Annotated in this window: 17 protein-coding genes and 1 pseudogene; all 18 read left to right on the top strand. The window is 73.9% G+C overall.

The window, feature by feature from the left end; genetic code table 11:
• Nucleotides 1-3 precede the first annotated feature (3 nt).
• The 18 genes and pseudogenes from carB (at nt 4) to ASG83_RS10940 (ending at nt 18,204) form a co-directional block, all read left to right on the top strand.
• Nucleotides 4-3,300 (top strand): carbamoyl-phosphate synthase large subunit, encoded by a 3,297-nt coding sequence (carB, locus tag ASG83_RS10860; protein WP_055861159.1) that lies wholly within the window; start codon nt 4-6, stop codon nt 3,298-3,300.
• Nucleotides 3,297-4,130 (top strand): orotidine-5'-phosphate decarboxylase, encoded by an 834-nt coding sequence (gene pyrF, locus ASG83_RS10865; protein WP_055861161.1) that lies wholly within the window; start codon nt 3,297-3,299, stop codon nt 4,128-4,130. Before carB ends, pyrF begins: the two co-directional genes overlap by 4 nt.
• Nucleotides 4,127-5,035, top strand: coding sequence for a guanylate kinase (gmk, locus tag ASG83_RS10870; protein WP_055861165.1), 909 nt, complete (start codon nt 4,127-4,129; stop codon nt 5,033-5,035). Before pyrF ends, gmk begins: the two co-directional genes overlap by 4 nt.
• An 87-nt stretch (nt 5,036-5,122) precedes the next feature.
• A complete protein-coding gene (rpoZ, locus tag ASG83_RS10875) occupies nt 5,123-5,380 on the top strand; it encodes a DNA-directed RNA polymerase subunit omega (protein ID WP_055861168.1) in 258 nt (85 codons plus the stop codon).
• A gap of 10 nt (nt 5,381-5,390) precedes the next feature.
• Nucleotides 5,391-6,599: a bifunctional phosphopantothenoylcysteine decarboxylase/phosphopantothenate--cysteine ligase CoaBC gene (gene coaBC / locus ASG83_RS10880; protein ID WP_055861172.1), complete on the top strand. Its 1,209-nt coding sequence runs from the start codon at nt 5,391-5,393 to the stop codon at nt 6,597-6,599.
• 61 nt (nt 6,600-6,660) lie between these two features.
• Entirely contained in the window at nt 6,661-7,854 is a 1,194-nt protein-coding gene (gene metK / locus ASG83_RS10885; RefSeq protein WP_055861175.1) for a methionine adenosyltransferase, read from the top strand.
• 47 nt (nt 7,855-7,901) lie between these two features.
• Entirely contained in the window at nt 7,902-10,082 is a 2,181-nt protein-coding gene (locus tag ASG83_RS10890) for a primosomal protein N' (RefSeq protein WP_156711092.1), read from the top strand.
• A gap of 5 nt (nt 10,083-10,087) precedes the next feature.
• A partial coding sequence (locus ASG83_RS13255) for a methionyl-tRNA formyltransferase (protein WP_304437685.1) occupies nt 10,088-10,416 on the top strand: 329 nt, incomplete at its 3' end.
• Nucleotide 10,417: 1 nt separating this feature from the next.
• A pseudogene (locus tag ASG83_RS13260) lies at nt 10,418-11,021 on the top strand (methionyl-tRNA formyltransferase); the annotation flags it as partial.
• 200 nt (nt 11,022-11,221) lie between these two features.
• The gene (locus ASG83_RS10900) at nt 11,222-12,595 is read left to right on the top strand and encodes an RsmB/NOP family class I SAM-dependent RNA methyltransferase (protein ID WP_055861178.1); all 1,374 of its coding nucleotides are present in this window, start codon (nt 11,222-11,224) and stop codon (nt 12,593-12,595) included.
• Nucleotides 12,592-13,254: a ribulose-phosphate 3-epimerase gene (rpe, locus tag ASG83_RS10905; RefSeq protein WP_055861180.1), complete on the top strand. Its 663-nt coding sequence runs from the start codon at nt 12,592-12,594 to the stop codon at nt 13,252-13,254. The genes ASG83_RS10900 and rpe overlap by 4 nt, the downstream gene beginning before the upstream one ends.
• 46 nt (nt 13,255-13,300) lie before the next feature.
• Complete coding sequence (locus ASG83_RS10910) at nt 13,301-13,669, top strand: FKBP-type peptidyl-prolyl cis-trans isomerase (RefSeq protein WP_055861184.1); 369 nt, start codon at nt 13,301-13,303, stop codon at nt 13,667-13,669.
• A gap of 52 nt (nt 13,670-13,721) precedes the next feature.
• Nucleotides 13,722-13,985, top strand: a complete 264-nt coding sequence (locus tag ASG83_RS10915; RefSeq protein WP_055861187.1) for a phosphoribosyl-ATP diphosphatase — start codon at nt 13,722-13,724, stop codon at nt 13,983-13,985.
• Between the two features lie 92 nt (nt 13,986-14,077).
• On the top strand, nt 14,078-14,917 hold the full coding sequence (gene hisG, locus ASG83_RS10920; RefSeq protein ID WP_055861191.1) for an ATP phosphoribosyltransferase: 840 nt from the start codon (nt 14,078-14,080) through the stop codon (nt 14,915-14,917).
• Nucleotides 14,917-15,678, top strand: coding sequence for an imidazole glycerol phosphate synthase subunit HisF (gene hisF / locus ASG83_RS10925; RefSeq protein WP_055861194.1), 762 nt, complete (start codon nt 14,917-14,919; stop codon nt 15,676-15,678). The genes hisG and hisF overlap by 1 nt, the downstream gene beginning before the upstream one ends.
• Nucleotides 15,679-15,716: 38 nt before the next feature.
• Nucleotides 15,717-16,097, top strand: coding sequence for a phosphoribosyl-AMP cyclohydrolase (gene hisI, locus ASG83_RS10930; protein ID WP_055862101.1), 381 nt, complete (start codon nt 15,717-15,719; stop codon nt 16,095-16,097).
• Nucleotides 16,094-17,614 carry an anthranilate synthase component I gene (locus tag ASG83_RS10935; protein ID WP_055861196.1) on the top strand — a complete coding sequence of 507 codons (1,521 nt, stop codon included), beginning with the start codon at nt 16,094-16,096 and terminating at the stop codon, nt 17,612-17,614. The genes hisI and ASG83_RS10935 overlap by 4 nt, the downstream gene beginning before the upstream one ends.
• Entirely contained in the window at nt 17,611-18,204 is a 594-nt protein-coding gene (locus ASG83_RS10940; RefSeq protein ID WP_055861199.1) for a Trp biosynthesis-associated membrane protein, read from the top strand. The genes ASG83_RS10935 and ASG83_RS10940 overlap by 4 nt, the downstream gene beginning before the upstream one ends.
• Nucleotides 18,205-18,268 lie beyond the last annotated feature (64 nt).

Here is an 18,268-nt window from a genome sequence, read left to right on the forward strand (position 1 = left end):
GACATGCCCAAGCGCGACGACATCACCTCCGTGCTCGTGATCGGCTCCGGGCCGATCGTCATCGGCCAGGCGGCCGAGTTCGACTACTCCGGGACTCAGGCCTGCCGCGTACTGCGAGCCGAGGGCATCCGCGTCATCCTGGTCAACTCGAACCCGGCGACGATCATGACCGACCCCGACTTCGCCGACGCGACCTACATCGAGCCCATCACCCCCGAGGTGATCGAGGCGATCATCGCCAAGGAGAAGCCCGACGCGGTCCTCCCCACGCTGGGCGGCCAGACGGCCCTCAACGCCGCGATCGCCCTGCACGACCGCGGCATCCTCGAGAAGTACGGCGTCGAGCTCATCGGCGCCTCCTTCGACGCCATCCACAAGGCGGAGGACCGCCAGCTCTTCAAGCAGCTCGTCCTCGACGCCGGCGCCGATGTCGCGCGCAGCCACATCGCGCACACGGTCGACGAGGCGATCGGCTTCGCCGAGGACCTCGGCTACCCCCTCGTGATCCGCCCCTCGTTCACGATGGGCGGCCTCGGCTCGGGCTTCGCCTACGACCGCGAGCAGCTCGAGCGCATGGTCGCCGACGGCCTCCACCAGTCGCCCACGACCGAGGTCCTCCTCGAGGAGTCGATCCTCGGCTGGAAGGAGTACGAGCTCGAGCTCATGCGCGACCGCGCCGACAACACGGTCGTCGTCTGCTCGATCGAGAACGTCGACCCCGTCGGAGTGCACACGGGCGACTCGATCACGGTCGCGCCGGCGCTCACCCTCACCGACCGCGAGTACCAGAAGCTGCGCGACATCGGCATCCGCATCATCCGCGACGTGGGCGTCGACACCGGCGGCTGCAACGTGCAGTTCGCCGTCGATCCCGCCACTGGCCGCATCATCGTCATCGAGATGAATCCGCGCGTCTCGCGCTCGAGCGCGCTGGCCTCCAAGGCCACGGGCTTCCCGATCGCGAAGATCGCCGCGAAGCTCGCGATCGGCTACCGCCTCGACGAGATCCCCAACGACATCACGAAGGTCACCCCGGCGAGCTTCGAGCCCACCCTGGACTACGTCGTGGTGAAGGTGCCGCGGTTCGCGTTCGAGAAGTTCCCGGCCGCCGACGCGGGCCTCACGACGACCATGAAGAGCGTCGGCGAGGCCATGGCGATCGGTCGCAATTACGCGACCGCGCTGCAGAAGGCGCTCCGCTCGCTCGAGAAGCGCGGCAGCAGCTTCCACTGGGCCGGCGAGCCCGGCGACAAGGACGAGCTGCTCGCGATCGCCGCGACGCCCACCGACGGCCGCATCGTCACCGTCCAGCAGGCGCTTCGCGCGGGGGCGACCATCGACGAGGTCTTCGAGTCCACGGGCATCGACCCGTGGTTCGTCGACCAGATCGTCGCGATCAACGAGCTCGCGGAGGTGGTCCGCACCGCCGACGCCCTCGACCCCGAGCTCATGCGGGAGGCGAAGGAGCAGGGCTTCAGCGACGCCCAGCTCGCCGAGCTGCGCGGCCTGACCGAGCGCGACATCCGCGCCATCCGCCACGCGAGCGGACTCCGCCCGGTGTTCAAGACCGTCGACACGTGCGCGGGCGAGTTCCCCGCTCTCACGCCGTACCACTACTCGAGCTACGACCTCGAGACGGAGGTCGCCCCGAGCGAGGCCCGCAAGGTCGTCATTCTCGGCTCCGGCCCCAACCGCATCGGCCAGGGCATCGAGTTCGACTACTCGTGCGTGCACGCGAGCTTCGCGCTGCGCGACGCGGGCTTCGAGACGATCATGATCAACTGCAACCCCGAGACGGTGTCGACCGATTACGACACCTCCGACCGGCTCTACTTCGAGCCGCTCGCGCTCGAGGACGTCCTGGAGGTCATCCACGCCGAGTCGCAGAGCGGCGAGCTCGTGGGAGTGATCGTGCAGCTGGGCGGTCAGACAGCGCTCGGACTCGCGCACGGCCTCGCCGACGCCGGCATCCCCATCCTCGGCACGAGCCCCGACGCGATCGACCTCGCGGAGGAGCGCGGCGCCTTCTCGCGCATCCTCGACGAGGCGGGACTCATCGCCCCGCGCAACGGCACCGCGACCGACGTCGACTCGGCGGTCGCCGTCGCCGAGCAGATCGGCTACCCGGTCCTCGTCCGCCCGAGCTTCGTGCTCGGTGGCCGCGGCATGGAGATCGTCTACGACTCCGGCTCCCTCGTGGACTACTTCGATCGCGTGCGCGACCAGGCCATCATCGGCCCCGGCATGCCGCTGCTCGTCGACCGCTTCCTGGACGACGCGGTCGAGATCGACGTCGATGCGCTCTACGACGGCGAGCGGCTCTACGTCGGCGGCATCATGGAGCACATCGAGGAGGCCGGGGTCCACTCCGGCGACTCCGCGTGCACCCTCCCGCCCGTGACGCTCGGCCGCGGCATCATCGACCGCGTCCGCGAGGCGACCCAGGCGATCGCCGAGGGCATCGGGGTGCGGGGCCTCCTCAACGTGCAGTTCGCGATCGGCGCGGGCGTCCTCTACGTCCTCGAGGCGAACCCGCGCGCCTCGCGCACCGTGCCCTTCGTGTCGAAGGCCCTCGGGATCCCCCTGGCCAAGGCTGCGAGCCTCGTGATGGCCGGATCGAGCATCCGCTCGCTCATCGATTCAGGTCTGCTGCCCGAGACGGACGGCTCGGTCGTCCCGCTCGACTCGCCCGTCGCCGTCAAGGAGGCCGTGCTCCCGTTCAAGCGGTTCCGCACCGCCGAGGGTCGCATCGTCGACAGCGTGCTCGGCCCCGAGATGCGCTCGACCGGCGAGGTCATGGGCATCGACCGCGACTTCCCGCGGGCGTTCGCGAAGAGCCAGATTGCCGCCTACGGGGGCCTGCCCGACTCGGGTGTCGTGTTCGTGTCGGTCGCCGACCGGGACAAGCGCGCGATCGTGCTGCCCGTCCTGCGGCTCGCCCAGCGCGGCTTCGCGATCTGGGCGACCGAGGGCACCGCGGAGGTCCTCGCGCGCTACGGCATCGCCACGCGCGTCGTGCGCAAGCACTTCGAGGGCCAGCAGGCGCCCGAGGGCGCCGAGCCGTCGGTCGTCGACCTCATCAACGCCGGCGAGGTCGACATCGTCATCAACACGCCCAGCGGCCGCAGCGCGCGCGCCGACGGCTTCGAGATCCGCACCGCGACCGTCGCGGCCGACCGCCCGCTGTTCACGACGATCGCGCAGGTCGGCGCGGCCGTCGCCTCGCTCGAGAGCGGCGACGAGCCGATCACCGTCACGAGCCTGCAGGACTACGCGATCGCCCGGGCCGCGCGCGCATGATCGGTCTCGGGGCGCGCCTGCGGGCGGCGACGGATGCGCGGGGCGCGCTGTGCGTGGGCATCGACCCGCACGCCGCCCTCCTGCGCGCCTGGGGTCTGCCCGACACCGCCGCGGGCGCGCGCGAGCTCGCCCTGAGGGTCGTGGACGCCGCCGCGCCGCGCATCGGCATCGTCAAGCCGCAGGCGGCGTTCTTCGAGCGCTTCGGCTCGGCGGGCATCGCCGTGCTGGAGGAGGTCATCCGCTCGGCGCGCGCCGCGGGCCTCATCGTGATCGGCGACGCCAAGCGCGGCGACATCGGCTCGACCGCCGAGGGGTACGCGGCCGCGTGGCTCGCCCCCGGCGCCCCGCTCGAGAGCGACGCGCTGACGGTCGCGCCCTACCTCGGCCTCGGCGCGCTCGACCCGCTCATCCGGATCGCGCAGGAGGCCGGCAACGGCGTGTTCGTCCTCGCCTCGACCTCGAACCCCGAGGGCGTCGCGATCCAGTCCGCTCGCACGAGCGAGGGCGGCACGGTCGCCGCGGCGATCGCGCTCGAGGCGTCCCGGCGCAACGCGCCTTCGGCCGACGCGGGGGAGTGGGGCGACATCGGCCTCGTCATCGGCGCCACGCGCCCGCTCGGCGACTCCGGCATCGACGGGGTCGATCTCTCCTCGACCCCGATCCTCGCCCCCGGCTTCGGCGCGCAGGGCGCCCGGCTCGCGGACATCCGCTCGATCTTCGGCGCGGCCGCCGGGACGGTCATCCCGAGCGTCTCCCGCAGCGTGCTCGCCGCCGGCCCCGACGGGGTCGCCACCGCGATCGACGCTCACCGCTCGGAGCTCGCAGCATGAGCGCCGCCGACGGCATGCCCGAGGTCGACCGCGCCGCCGCCTCGCGCGCGGCGGTGGCCGCGCGACGGGCGCGCGCCGGGGTCAAGGACGACGTCCGTGCCGCCCGCCGCTCCGCGCTCGATGTCGCGGAGGCGGCCTGGCGCGATCCGAGCGGCGTCGAGGGGGGGATGCGCGTCCGCGACCTCCTCGGCACTCTCAAGGGCCTCGGCCCCGCCCGCACGCTCACGGTCCTCGACCGACTGGGAATCGCGCCCGTGAAGCGCCTGGGCGGACTCGGCCATCGTCAGCGCGCGGCGCTGCGCGCGTGGCTCAAGCAGCGCTCGGCCGTGCCCGGCCACGGCCGGCTCGTGGTGCTCGCGGGCCCGACCGCGGTCGGCAAGGGCACGGTGTCGACGTTCATCCGTGAGAACTTCCCCGAGGTGCACCTGAGCGTGTCGGCGACGACCCGCCGTCCGCGCCCCGGCGAGGTCGACGGCGTGCACTACTTCTTCGTCGACGACGACCGATTCGACGCCATGGTCGACGGCGGCGAGTTCCTCGAGTGGGCCGTCGTGCACAACCTCTCGCGCTACGGCACGCCGCGCGGGCCCGTGCAGGAGGCCCTCACGAGCGGCCGCAGCGTGCTCCTGGAGATCGATCTCGACGGCGCCAGGCAGGTGCGGGCTGCGATGCCGGAGGCGACACTGGTGTTCCTGCTGCCGCCGAGCTGGGAGGAGCTGGTGCGCCGACTGGTCGGTCGCGGCACCGAGAGCCCGGAGGAGCAGGCCCGTCGACTTCAGACCGCGCGCGTCGAGCTCGCCGCCCAGGACGAGTTCGACGTGCTCGTCGTGAACGACGATGTGCGCCGCGCGGCCGCAGAGGTCGTAGACTTGCTCGCAGTGCCCGGAGCGCCGTCGCGCGCCTGAGCGCTCGCACGCCGCCCCTCGGCAGCACCGCCGACCGGCCCACGAGGCCAGCGGCACGCCACGGAACGAACGATCTACGGAGCAGACATGGCTGACAAGTCCAAGGGAATCATCGACCCGCCCATCGACGAGCTCCTCTCGAAGGTCGACTCGAAGTACCAGCTCGTGATCTTCGCCTCGAAGCGCGCGCGCCAGATCAACGACTACTACGCTGACCTCCACGAGGGCAGCCTGTTCGACAACGTCGGCCCGCTCGTCGACTCGACCGTCGACGACAAGCCGCTCTCCGTCGCGCTCCACGAGATCAGCGAGGACAAGCTCGTCCTCACCCGCCTGGCCGACTGAGGCTGATCGCGTGACCGCGGTCGAGGGCGCCGCGCGGCGCCTCACGATCGTCGTCGGCATCACCGGCGGCATCGCGGCCTACAAGGCCGTCGGCGTCGTCCGCGCTCTCGTGCTCGCGGGGCACGACGTCCACGTCGTCGCCACAGAGGGCGCTCTGCGCTTCGTCGGGCGCCCGACCCTCGAGGCGATCAGCCGCAACCCGGTGCACACCGACCTCTACGAGGGCGTCGCGGAGGTGCGGCACGTGGCCCTGGGCCAGCGCGCCGACCTCATCGTCATCGCTCCGGCGACGGCGCACACCCTCGCATCGCTCGCCGCCGGCCTCGCCGGCGACCTGCTGGGCACGACCGTCCTCGCCTCCCGCGCCCCGCTCGTCGTGGCGCCCGCGATGCACACGGAGATGTGGGAGAACGCGGCGACGCGCGCGAGCATCGAGACGCTGCGCTCGCGCGGCGTCGTGATCGTCGGCCCCGCCTCCGGCCAGCTGACGGGCCAGGACTCCGGCGCGGGCCGCATGAGCGAGCCCGACGAGATCGTGGCCGTCGCCCTGCGCGCGGCGGGCCCGCGCGATCTCGCCGGCCGCCGCATCCTCATCTCGGCCGGGGGCACGCGCGAGCCCCTCGATCCCGTGCGCTTCATCGGCAACCGCTCCAGCGGCCGGCAGGGCGTCGCGCTCGCGCAGGCTGCGCTCGCCCGCGGGGCCGAGGTCACCCTCGTCGCCGCGCACCTCGAGGTCGACGCGCCGCACGGCGCGATCGTCGAGGCGGTCAGCACGACGGAGGAGCTGCTCGCGACCATGCGCCGGCTCGCGCCCGCGCACGACACGATCATCATGGCGGCCGCGGTCGCCGACTTCCGGCCCCGCGAGGTGGCCGAGGGCAAGCTCAAGAAGGACGCGATCGGCGAGACGCTCACGCTCGCGCTCGAGCGCACGCCCGACGTCCTGCAGACACTCTCCTCCCAGCGGGCGGCCGGCCAGCGCATCGTCGGCTTCGCGGCCGAGACCGAGGCGGATGCCGAGGCCCTGCGGGCTCTCGGGGCGGCGAAGGCCGCGCGCAAGGGCGTCGACCTCCTCGTGGTCAACCGCGTCGGCTGGAGCGAGGGCTTCGGCACCACGACCAACGACGTCATGATCCTCGACGCGGCCGGTAGCGTGGTCTCCACAGCCTCGGGCGACAAGCTGTCGGTGGCCGACCGTATCCTCGACGCGCTCGACTGAATCGCCGCGCAGGGCGCGGCACCCCACCATCCTCCTCGACACACGACGGGACCATCTCGGTATGTCCGATCTCCGCCTCTTCACCTCCGAATCCGTCACGGAGGGGCACCCCGACAAGATCTGCGACCAGGTCTCCGACTCGATCCTCGACGCGCTCCTCGCGGTGGATGAGAACGCCCGGGTCGCCGTCGAGACGCTCGTCACGACGGGCCTCGTGCACGTCGCGGGGGAGGTCACGACCTCCGGCTACGTCGACATCCCCGGCATCGTCCGCAAGCGCGTCACCGACATCGGCTACACCTCCTCCGACGTCTGGTTCGACGGGCGCTCATGCGGCGTCTCGATCTCGATCGGCGGCCAGTCGCCCGACATCGCGCAGGGCGTCGACGACGCGTTCGAGCACCGCGAGCAGTCGAGCGCCGACGCGGGCGACGCTCAGGGCGCGGGCGACCAGGGCATCATGTTCGGCTACGCGGTGCGCGAGACCCCGCAGCTCATGCCGCTGCCGATCTGGCTGGCCCACCGCCTCGCCGAGCGCCTCGCGGCGGTGCGCAAGACGGGCGAGCTCGACTACCTCGCCCCCGACGGCAAGACGCAGGTGACCGTCGGCTACGAGGGCCACACCCCTCGGACGATCGAGACCGTCGTGCTCTCGACGCAGCACGCCGAGCGCGTCTCCACCGCGCAGCTGCGCGATGAGGTCGAGGCCCGCGTGATCCGTCCCGTGCTCGAGGAGCACGGCTTCGGCGACCACGCGCCGCGGGTTCTCATCAACCCCACCGGTCGCTTCGTGATCGGCGGCCCTCAGGGGGACGCGGGCCTCACCGGCCGCAAGATCATCGTCGACACCTACGGCGGCGCCGCCCGTCACGGCGGCGGTGCCTTCTCGGGGAAGGACCCGTCCAAGGTCGACCGCTCGGCCGCCTACGCGATGCGCTGGGTCGCGAAGAACGCCGTCGCCGCCGGTCTCGCCGACCGGCTCGAGGTCCAGGTCGCCTACGCGATCGGCACCGCCGCGCCCGTGGGCCTCTACGTCGAGACCTTCGGCACGCACCACGTGCCGGAGAGCCGCATCATCGGCGCGATCCGCGAGGTGTTCGATCTGCGCCCCGGGGCGATCATCCGAGACCTCGACCTGCTGCGTCCGATCTACGCCCAGACCTCCACCTACGGGCACTTCGGGCGCGAGCTGCCCGGCTTCACATGGGAGCGCACCGACCGCGTCGACGACCTCCGCGCCGCCGCGGGGCTCTGAACGCGCCGATCGGCGCCGGCGACGACCCGGGCGAGAGGAGCGGGGGGATGAGCGCGGAGCTCGACGGCCTCGGGCTCGCGCCCGCCGCACCGACCTCCGCGCGCGCCGGGTCGCCGTCGCCGACCCCGCCGCCAGGCGTCATCGGGGGCCCGCAGCGCATCGCGCGCGTGCTGCTCGACTCCCCGCTCCCGCAGCTCGACCGGCTGTTCGACTACCGCGTTCCCGAGAACCTGCGCGAGCGCGCCGTCCCGGGCGTCCGCGTCACCGTGCCGCTGCGGGCCGCGGGACGACAGGCGGCCGGATACATCGTCGAGATCGCGGAGGCGCAGTCGTTCGAGGGCGTCCTCAGCGAGCTCGGCGACGTCGTCTCCGACGCGCGCGTCCTCGATCCGGCGGTCTACCGCCTCATCCGCCGCGCCGCCGATCGCGCCTCCGGCACCGCGAGCGACCTCGCGCGGCTCGTGATCCCCTCCCGGCAGGTGCGCGTCGAGAAGGCGTGGCTCGCGGCGCAGGCGACCGCGGCCCAGGAAGCGGCAGCCCAGGCGGCCGCGGCCCAGCCCACCGCCGCACCCGCTGAACCCGCCGGCCGCGCCCTCACCGGCTACGCCCCCGAGGCCCTCGCGCGGCTCCTCGACCCTGACGCGCCCGAGCCCGATCGCCGCATCGCGCTGACCGCGATCGCGCACCCCGTCGAGGTCGCGGGGCGCTGGATGCCCGCCGCGGCCCGCACGCTCGCCGAGCTCGCCGCCGCCTGCGTCGCCTCCGGCCGCTCGGCGATCATCTCCGTGCCCGACTACCGCGACGTCGAGCACGTCGCCCACGCGCTCGCGGCGCTCCTGCCACCGGAGGACATCGCGCGCGTCGACGCCGGCCAGTCCTCCGCCGACCGCTACCGCGGATTCCTGCGCACCCTCGAGGTTCGTCCGCTCGCGATCCTCGGCACGCGCGCGGCGCCCGCCGCCCCCGCCCACGCGCTCGGTCTCATCGCCCTGTGGGACGACGGCGACGCGCTCATGGCCGAGCAGCACGCGCCGGGCGTGCACGCGCGCGACCTCGCGCTCCTGCGGCAGTCCGACGCGGGCTGCGCTCTCGTGCTCGCCGCGCACGCTCGCAGCACCGAGGTGCAGCGGCTCTTGGAGGTCGGCTACGTGCGCGCCGTCGCTCCGGCCGGCCGGCATCGGCGGCGCATCACGCCGACCGCGCAGCAGGTGGGCGCCGACGGGCCTGCCGCGCAGGCCCGCATCCCCTCGACCGCCTGGCGGGCCGTGCGGGATGCCCTGGACACCGGGCCCGTGCTCGTGCAGGTCTCGCGCCCCGGGTACGCACCGCGGCTCGCGTGCACCGAGTGCGGCGAGACGGCGCGCTGCCGGTCGTGCCGCGGCCCGCTCGCGCTGCGCCGCAGCGGCACCGCGCCGTCCTGCCAGTGGTGCGGCGCCCTCGCGGTCGATTGGGCCTGCTCGACGTGCGAGTCGACGCGCTGGCGGACGGTCGGTCGCGGCTCGGCCCGCACCGCAGACGAGCTCGGGCGCGCCTTCCCCGGCGCGCGCATCGTCGTCTCCGACGGCGACACGCCCGTGCAGAGCGTCGCATCCGGCCGCACGGTCGTCGTCGCGACGCGCGGGGCCGAGCCGGTCGCGGAGGGCGGCTACCGCGCGGTCCTGCTCCTCGACGGCGAGCGGATGCTCGCGCGCGAGTCTCTCCGCGTCGTGGAGGACTGCGTCCGCTGGTGGTGCACCGCCGCCGCCCTCGCCGCGCCCGACGCCCCCGTCCTGCTCGTGGGCGTCGGAGGGTCGGTCGCGCAGGCGCTCGCGCTCGGCGAGCCCGAGCGCGTCGCCGCGGCCGAGCTCGCCGATCGGCGCACGCTCCGCTTCCCGCCCGCCGTGCGCGTCGCGGCGATCGCGGGCGAGCCCGCGGCGGTCGCGCGCGCCTCGGCCGAGGTCGCCGCGCTCGAGGGCGTCGACGTGCTCGGCCCCGTGGAGCTGGGCGACGACCGCGTGCGGGCGATCGTGCGCTTCGACTACGCGCGCGGCGACGAGGTCGCCCGGCTGCTCAAGGCCGCTCTCGTCAGGGCGGCCACGAGCCGGGCGCCGCGCATCCCCGGGTCGCCTCCGCGGCGCCGCACCGTGCCGCTCCGCGTGCGGTTCGACGACCAGGAGCCCTTCGACGATCCCGGCGGAGCACCGCCCGGCGCCCGCACCAGCGCCACGTCCGGGAGGATGGAGGGATGACCGCCCTGCGCCTCGTCGTCGCCGGCAGCCCCCCGGCCGCCGTGCCCACCCTCGACGCACTCGCCGAGAGCGAGCACGAGATCGTCCGCGTCATCACGCGACCGCCGGCGCCGCTCGGCCGCAAGCGCGTCCTCACGCCCACGCCCGTCGCCGCGCGCGCGACCGAGCTCGGTCTTCCCGTCCTCGAGACGACGCGACTGGCAGAGCTCGAGCCCGAGCTGCTGCCGCTCGAGGTCGACCTCGGCGTCATCGTCGCCTACGGCGGGCTCGTCCGCGAGCCGCTGCTGAGCTGGCCGCGGCTCGGGGGGGTCAACCTGCACTTCTCCCTCCTCCCNCTCCCTCCTCCCGCGCTGGCGCGGCGCGGCGCCCGTCCAGCACGCGATCATCGCGGGTGACGAGGTCACGGGGGCGACGGTCTTCCAGCTCACGCCCGGGCTCGACGAGGGCGACTGGTTCGCGCAGGAGCGCGAGACGATCGGCGCGCATCGCACGGCCGGCGCGCTGCTGGATGCCCTCAGCGTGTCGGGCGCCGCTCTCACCCGTCGCGTCGTCGACGGCCTCGCCGTCGGCGCGCTGACCGCGCGACCGCAGGAGGGCGAGCCGACCTTCGCCCCCAAGCTCGCGCGCGACGACGCCCGGATCCGCTGGGGCGAGCCCGTCGAGGCCGTGCACGCGCGCATCCGCGGCGTGACGCCCGAGCCGGGCGCGTTCTCCGCCGGCGCCGACAGCGCCGTGCTCAAGATCCTCGAGGCGGCGCCCGCGCGCGACGCGCGCCCCCTCGCGCCGGGCGTCTGCGCTCTCGAGGGCAGGCGCGTGCTGGTCGGCACGGCCAGCGCGCCGCTCGAGCTCCTCCGCGTGCAGCCCGCCGGCCGCTCGGCGATGAGCGCGGGCGACTGGGCGCGCGGACTCGGACCCGACGCACTGCCGGCGCTCTCGTGAGGAACGTGCGCGGCGGGGGAGGCCCCCGCAGCGGAGGCGCGGCCCCCGGGGGCGGTGCTGCTCGGGGCGGCGGCGCGGCTCGCGGGAGCGGCGCCGGCAGGAGCGGAAGCCCGACGCCGACGGGTGCGGGCGCTCCCGCGGAGCGATCGGCCCGACGATTCCGCCCGCCCGCGACCGCCCGCGGCGTCGCCCTCGAGGTCGTGCGGGCGGTCGCCCGCGACGACGCCTACGCCAACCTCCTGCTGCCCGTGGCGATCCGGCGCGCCCGCCTCGGCCCGGCCGACTCCGGACTCGCGACCGAGCTCGCGTACGGCACGCTGCGCCGCCGCGGACTGTACGACGCGATCATCGTCGAAGCCTCCGGGCGCGCGGTCGACCGCATCGACGCCGACGCGCTCGACGTCCTGCGCCTCGGTGCGCACCAGCTCCTGGCCATGCGCATCCCCGCGCACGCCGCCGTCGGCGAGACCGTCGAGCTCAGCCGGACGATCGGCGCCCACCGCGCGACGGGCTTCATCAACGCCGTCCTGCGACGCATCGCCCAGCGCTCCGAGCAGGAGTGGATCGACACTCTGCTCACCGCTGAGACCGATCCGGATGCCCGCCTCGCGATCGCGACCGCGCATCCCGTCTGGGTGGTCTCCGCACTCCGATCCGCGCTCGAGCGCGAGGGCCGCGGTGACGAGCTGCCCGACCTCCTGGCGGCCGACAACGTCTCCCCGCGCGTGACGCTCGTCGCCCTGCCCGGTCTCGCGGGCATCCCGCCCGAGCTCGAGGGCTCGCGCACGCACCACTCGCCTCTCGGGTATCTGTCGCCGAGCGGCGACCCGGCGGCTGACCCCGAGGTCGCCGCGGGCCGCGTGCGCGTGCAGGACGAGGGGAGCCAGCTCGCCGCTCTCGCGCTCAGCCGGGCCCGCCCCGTCGTCGCGGGGGAGCGCTGGCTCGACCTGTGCGCCGGGCCCGGCGGCAAGGCCGCGCTCCTCGCGGCCGAGGCGATCGCGGGCGGCGCGACCCTCGTCGCGAACGAGGTCGTGCCCGCGCGCGCCGATCTCGTCCGCAAGGCCCTCGCGCCGCTCGGCGACGGCATCGAAGTCCGGACGGGCGACGGGCGCACGATCGACAGCACCGACCCGGATGGCTTCGACCGCATCCTCCTCGACGCCCCGTGCACGGGTCTCGGCGCCCTGCGTCGCCGACCCGAGGCCCGCTGGCGCAAGACCGAGACCGACGTGCCGAGCCTCGCGGCGCTGCAGGCCGAGCTGCTCGACGCCGCGATCGGAGCGCTGCGCCCCGGCGGCCTGCTCGCCTACGTGACGTGCTCGCCGCATCCCGATGAGACCACGGCCGTCGTCGATCGCGTGCTCGCGGGCGACGCCGCGGCGGCCACGGGGGTGCGCCGCGTCGACACGGGCCGCGTGCTCGCGGGCGTCGTGCGCGAGCCGCTCGATCTCGGCGACCTCGACGGGGCCGTGCAGCTCTGGCCGCACCGGCACGGCGGCGACGCGATGTTCATCCAGCTCATCGAGCGTCCCGCGCCGGGAACGGCGTCCGCGCTCGGTACGCTTCCCGCGTGACCGTGCGCATCAACCCGAGCATCCTCTCCGCCGACTTCGTCAACATGCAGCGCGACCTCGAGCGCATCGGCACCGCCGACCTCGTGCACGTCGACGTCATGGACAACCACTTCGTCCCGAACCTGACCTTCGGCCCGCAGATGGTGCAGCGCATCCAGGCGGTCTCGCCCGTCCCGCTCGACGTCCACCTCATGATCAGCGACGCCGACCGCTGGGCGCCCGGGTACGCCGAGATCGGCGCGTTCTCCGTCACCTTCCACGCCGAGGCGGCGACGGATGCCGTGGCCACCGCCCGCGCGATCCGTGCGCGGGGCGCGCGCGCCGGCCTCGCCGTGAAGCCGGGCACGCCCGTCGAGGGCTACCTCGACCTGCTCCCGGAGTTCGACCAGGTGCTCGTGATGACGGTCGAGCCGGGCTTCGGCGGCCAGTCGTTCATGGGCGACATGATGCCCAAGCTTCGCGCGCTCAAGCAGGTCGTCGAGGCCGACGGGCTCGACGTGTGGCTGCAGGTCGACGGCGGCATCACGGTCGACACCATCGGCATCGCGGCCGAGGCGGGCGCCGACACCTTCGTCGCGGGGTCGAGCGTCTACGGAGCCGACGACGTCGAGCGCGCGATCGCCGAGCTGCGGGCCGCGGCGGCCGCGCACGCGCACTGAGCCCGAGCCGGGCATCCGCCCCCTGACCGTCTGGTTGGATGGAGTCATGAGCGAACTCACCAAGCCCGAAATCGACTTCTTCGAGGGCCCTGCTCCGCAGGAGCTCGTCATCACCGACCTCGTCGTCGGCGACGGTCAGGAGGCCGCGCCCGGCTCGACCGTCGACGTCCACTACGTGGGCGTCGAGTTCGACTCCGGCGAGGAATTCGACGCGTCGTGGAACCGCGGATCGTCGATCAACTTCCCCCTGGGCAGCCTCATCGCCGGCTGGCAGCAGGGCATCCCCGGCATGAAGGTCGGCGGCCGTCGTCAGCTCGTCTGCCCGCCCCACCTCGCCTACGGCCCCGCCGGCGGCGGTCACCGGCTCTCGGGCAAGACCCTCGTCTTCGTGATCGACCTGCTCGGCGTCAGCTGAGCCGCACCGGGCGGCGCGGAAGGCCCAGCGCCGCCCGGTACCCTGGTCGATCGTGAAGACCTTCGACGCCCTCTTCGCCGAGCTCGGCGAGACCGCACGCACGCGACCGGCCGGCTCCGGCACGGTCGAGCGACTGGACGCGGGCGTCCATGCGATCGGGAAGAAGATCGTCGAGGAGGCCGCCGAGGTCTGGATGGCGGCCGAGTACGAGAGCGACGAGGCGACCGCGGAGGAGATCTCGCAGCTGATCTACCACCTGCAGGTGCTCATGCTCGCGAAGGGCCTGACCCTCGACGACGTCTACAAGCACCTCTAGGCCGCGATGACCGCCGCCGCCCCGCAGCACGCCTCCACCCCGCAGCCCCTCACCACCCCGCAGCCCGCTCCGCGGCCGACGAAGAGACCCCCATGCTGAGAATCGCGGTGCCCAACAAGGGCTCCCTCTCCGAGACCGCCGTCGAGATGCTCGTCGAGGCCGGTTACGTCGGCCGTCGCGACCCGCGCGCCCTCACCGTCTCCGACCCGCGCAACGGGGTCGAGTTCTTCTACCTCCGCCCGCGCGACATCGCCACCTACGTCGGCTCCGGCGCGCTCGACGTCGGCATCACCGGCCGCGACCTGCTCCTGGACTCCGGGTCGGAGGCCGTCGAGATCCAGTCGCTCGACTTCGGCGACTCGACCTTCCGCTTCGCGGCCGTCCCCGGCACGGTCCGCGAGCTCTCCGACCTGCAGGGTCTCCGCATCGCGACGAGCTACCCGGGTCTCGTCGGCTCCTTCCTCGCCGCCCACGGCGTGACCGCCCAGCTCATCCGCCTCGACGGCGCGGTCGAGTCGGCCGTCCGGCTCGGGGTCGCCGACGCGGTGGCCGACGTCGTCTCGACCGGGTCGACGCTGCGAGCGCAGGGGCTCGAGATCGTGGGGCCCGTCATCCTCGAGTCGACCGCGGTGCTCATCTCGGCGAAGCCCGAGCTGCCCGGCATCGCGACCCTGCAGCGCCGCCTCCAGGGGGTGCTCGTCGCGCGCCAGTACGTGCTCATCGACTACGACCTGCCGCGCGAGCTGCTCACCCGGGCGCAGGCGGTCACGCCCGGCCTCGAGTCGCCGACCGTGAGCCCGCTCGCCGACCCCGACTGGGTCGCGGTCCGGGCCATGGTCCCGCGCCACGAGACCAACCACGTCATGGACGCGCTGTACGACATCGGCGCGCGCGCCATCCTCGTCACGCCGATCCACGCCGCCCGCATCTGATGAGCGTCGCCGTCCGGGTCATCCCCTGCCTCGACGTCGCGGCCGGGCGCGTCGTCAAGGGCGTGAACTTCCTGAACCTGCGCGACGCGGGCGATCCGATCGAGCTCGCGCGCCGGTACTACGAGCAGGGCGCCGACGAGATCACCTTCCTCGACGTCAAGGCCACCGTCGACAACCGCGACACGATGTTCGACGTCGTGCAGGCCACGGCGGAGCAGGTGTTCATCCCGCTCACCGTCGGCGGGGGAGTCCGCTCGACCGAGGACGTCGCCAAGCTCCTCGCGCACGGCGCCGACAAGATCGGCGTCAACAGCGCCGCGATCGCGCGCCCCGGCCTCATCGATGAGATCGCCGACCGGTTCGGCGCGCAGGTGTGCGTGCTCTCCCTCGACGTGACGCGCGACGCGAGCGCCGAGAGCGGCTTCGTCGTCACGACCCACGGCGGCCGCACCCGCACGAGCATCGACGCACTCGCGTGGGCGCGCGAGGCCATGGAGCGCGGCGCGGGCGAGCTGCTCGTCAACTCGATCGACGCCGACGGGACCAAGGCGGGCTTCGACACCGAGCTCATCGCGGCGATGCACGAGATCGCCGTCGTCCCGGTGATCGCCTCGGGAGGCGCGGGGGCCCTGGAGCACTTCGCCCCGGCGATCGGCGCCGGCGCCGACGCCGTGCTCGCCGCGAGCGTCTTCCACAACGCCGAGCTCACGGTCGGCCAGGTCAAGGACGCCCTGAGGGCCGAGGGGGTGATGGTGCGGTGAGCGAGCGGACCGCCCACGATCACGGCGCTCCCGTGACGATCGACGAGGATGCCGCGGCCGCCGTCGTGGCGCGCGCGCACTTCGACGACCGCGGTCTCCTGCCCGCCGTCGTCCAGCAGTGGGACTCGCGCGAGGTGCTCATGCTCGGCTACATGGACGCCGAGGCGCTGCGACGCACGCTGACCTCGGGCCGCGTCACGTACTGGAGCCGCTCGCGCCAGGAGTACTGGCGCAAGGGCGACACGAGCGGGAACATCCAGCTGCTGCGCGCCGCCGAGCTCGACTGCGACGCCGACACGCTGCTCGTGCAGGTCGACCAGATCGGCCCGGCCTGCCACACGGGTGCCCAGCGGTGCTTCGACGTCGACCCGTTCCTGCCGCTCACCGCCCAGCCGCGCCCGGAGGAGGACGCCCGATGACCACCACGACGCGCGTCGACTTCGACCGCCAGCTGAGCGGCGCCCGCGTCGTGCCCGTCGTGCGCGAGCTCTTCGCCGACGCCCTCACCCCGGTCGGCCTGTACCGCTCACTCGCGGAGGACCGACCGGGCGGGTTCCTGCTCGAGTCCGCCGAGCAGGGCGGCATCTGGTCGCGCTACTCGTTCATCGGCGTGCGATCGTTCGGCGTGCTGACCGAGAACGAGGGCCGCACCGCCTGGCTCGACTACGGTCTGGCCGCTGAGCGCGCCTTCGGCGGCGAGGCCCCCGAGCGCACCCTCGACGCGCTCGACGCCCTCTACGCGCGCTGGGCCTCGCCGCGCGACGCCAGCCACCCGCCGCTCACCGGCGGCCTCGTCGGCTTCATCGGGTGGGACGCGGTGCGGCAGGTCGAGAATCTGCCGGATGCCCCTCCGAGCGACTTCCCGTGCCCCGAGCTCGCCTTCGCCTTCGTCAGCGAGCTGCTCGTGATGGACCACCGCCAGGGCACCGTCTCGCTCGTCGTGTCGGTGCTCGCCGACGGCGTCGACGAGCCCGACGCCATGTGGTCGCACGCCCAGCAGCGCCTGGACGCGCTCGAGGCCGAGCTCGGCCGCCCCGCCCGCACCGAGCCCGCGCACATCGACCTCACGACGACGCCCGCGCCGCAGCCGCGGTCGACCCCGGAGGAGTACCGGGCCGCCGTGGAGGCCTCGAAGGGGTTCATCCGCGATGGCGACGTGTTCCAGGTCGTGATCGCGCAGCGCTTCGATCACCCGCTCACGGCATCCGCGCTCGACGTCTACCGCGTGCTGCGCGCCCTGAACCCCTCGCCGTACATGTACGCGCTCACGCTCACGACCGCCGCGGGCGAGCCCTACGCGATCGTCGGGTCGTCGCCCGAGGCTCTCGTGAAGGTCACCGACGGCCGCGTCTACTCGCACCCCATCGCCGGCTCGCGCCCGCGCGGCGCGACGCCCGAGGCCGACCAGGAGCTCGCGGAGGAGCTGCTCGCCGACGCGAAGGAGCAGGCGGAGCACCTCATGCTCGTCGACCTCGCCCGCAACGACCTCTCGAAGGTGTGCCGCGCCGGCACGATCGAGGTCACCGAGTTCATGCAGGTCGAGCGCTTCAGCCACATCATGCACCTCGTCTCGAGCGTGGAGGGCGACATCCGGCCCACCGCCTCGCCGATCGACGTCTTCCGGGCGACCTTCCCCGCCGGGACGCTCAGCGGGGCGCCGAAGCCGCGGGCGCTCCAGATCATCGACGAGCTCGAGCCGGCCCGCCGCGGCGTGTACGGGGGAGTGGTCGGCTACTTCTCGTTCTCCGGCGACGTCGACCTCGCGATCGCGATCCGCACGGCCTTCCTGCGCGACGGCGTCGCCCGCGTGCAGGCCGGGGCGGGGCTCGTCGCCGACTCCGACCCCGCGACCGAGCACCAGGAGGCCGTGAACAAGGCAGCGGCGCCGCTGCGCGCGGTCGCGATCGCGAACGCGCTGCGGGCGGCGACGACGTGACGCCGCGCCGCGTCCGCGCTCTCGCCCTCCTCGCGCCGCTCGTCGTCGCTGCCCTCACGCTGCTCGCCTGGACCCAGCCGTGGGTCGATGCCGTGCTCGACGGCGACCGCTCCGTGACGGCGGCGGGCGATGTCGCAGCGCCGGCGCTGCCCGCCCTCGCCCTGGCCGCGCTCGCCCTCGTCGCCGCCCTCGCGCTCTCCGGTCCCGTGTTCCGCGTCGTGCTCGGCATCCTGCTCGCCCTGCTCTCCTCCGCCATCCTCACTTCAGCGGCGATCGCTCTCGGGGATCCCGTCGGAGCCGCCTCCGCCGCGGTGACCGAGCTGAGCGGCGTCGACGGGGAGGAATCGGTGCGGGCGATCGTGGAGGCGGCGGTGCTCACCGTCTGGCCGCCCGTGGCGCTCCTCGCGGGCATCGTCGGGATTCTCGCGGGGGTCGGCGTCGCCGCGACCGCGCGCCGCTGGCCCGATCGGGTGCGCAAGTACGACGCCGTCCGAGCATCACCCGCGGAGGATCCCGCGAGCGAGGGCCGCGCCGATCGTCTCGACGCGTGGGACGCCCTGAGCGACGGCCGCGACCCGACGGCAGGGTAGACTCAGGAGGCCTCCCGTAGCGTCATACCGGGGAGCATCCCCGCCAGAACTCGACGCTCGAGGA

The organism is Yonghaparkia sp. Soil809, assembly GCF_001429705.1.
Classification (GTDB): Bacteria; Actinomycetota; Actinomycetes; order Actinomycetales; family Microbacteriaceae; genus Microcella.

Coding starts and splice junctions, on each gene's coding strand:
- pyrF (WP_055861161.1), top strand. CDS start 3,297: ATGATCGGTCTCGGGGCGCGCCTGCGGGCGGCGACGGATGCGCGGGGC.
- hisF (WP_055861194.1), top strand. CDS start 14,917: ATGAGCGTCGCCGTCCGGGTCATCCCCTGCCTCGACGTCGCGGCCGGG.
- metK (WP_055861175.1), top strand. CDS start 6,661: ATGTCCGATCTCCGCCTCTTCACCTCCGAATCCGTCACGGAGGGGCAC.
- ASG83_RS10890 (WP_156711092.1), top strand. CDS start 7,902: ATGAGCGCGGAGCTCGACGGCCTCGGGCTCGCGCCCGCCGCACCGACC.
- carB (WP_055861159.1), top strand. CDS start 4: ATGCCCAAGCGCGACGACATCACCTCCGTGCTCGTGATCGGCTCCGGG.
- ASG83_RS10910 (WP_055861184.1), top strand. CDS start 13,301: ATGAGCGAACTCACCAAGCCCGAAATCGACTTCTTCGAGGGCCCTGCT.
- rpoZ (WP_055861168.1), top strand. CDS start 5,123: ATGGCTGACAAGTCCAAGGGAATCATCGACCCGCCCATCGACGAGCTC.
- ASG83_RS10935 (WP_055861196.1), top strand. CDS start 16,094: ATGACCACCACGACGCGCGTCGACTTCGACCGCCAGCTGAGCGGCGCC.
- hisG (WP_055861191.1), top strand. CDS start 14,078: ATGCTGAGAATCGCGGTGCCCAACAAGGGCTCCCTCTCCGAGACCGCC.
- gmk (WP_055861165.1), top strand. CDS start 4,127: ATGAGCGCCGCCGACGGCATGCCCGAGGTCGACCGCGCCGCCGCCTCG.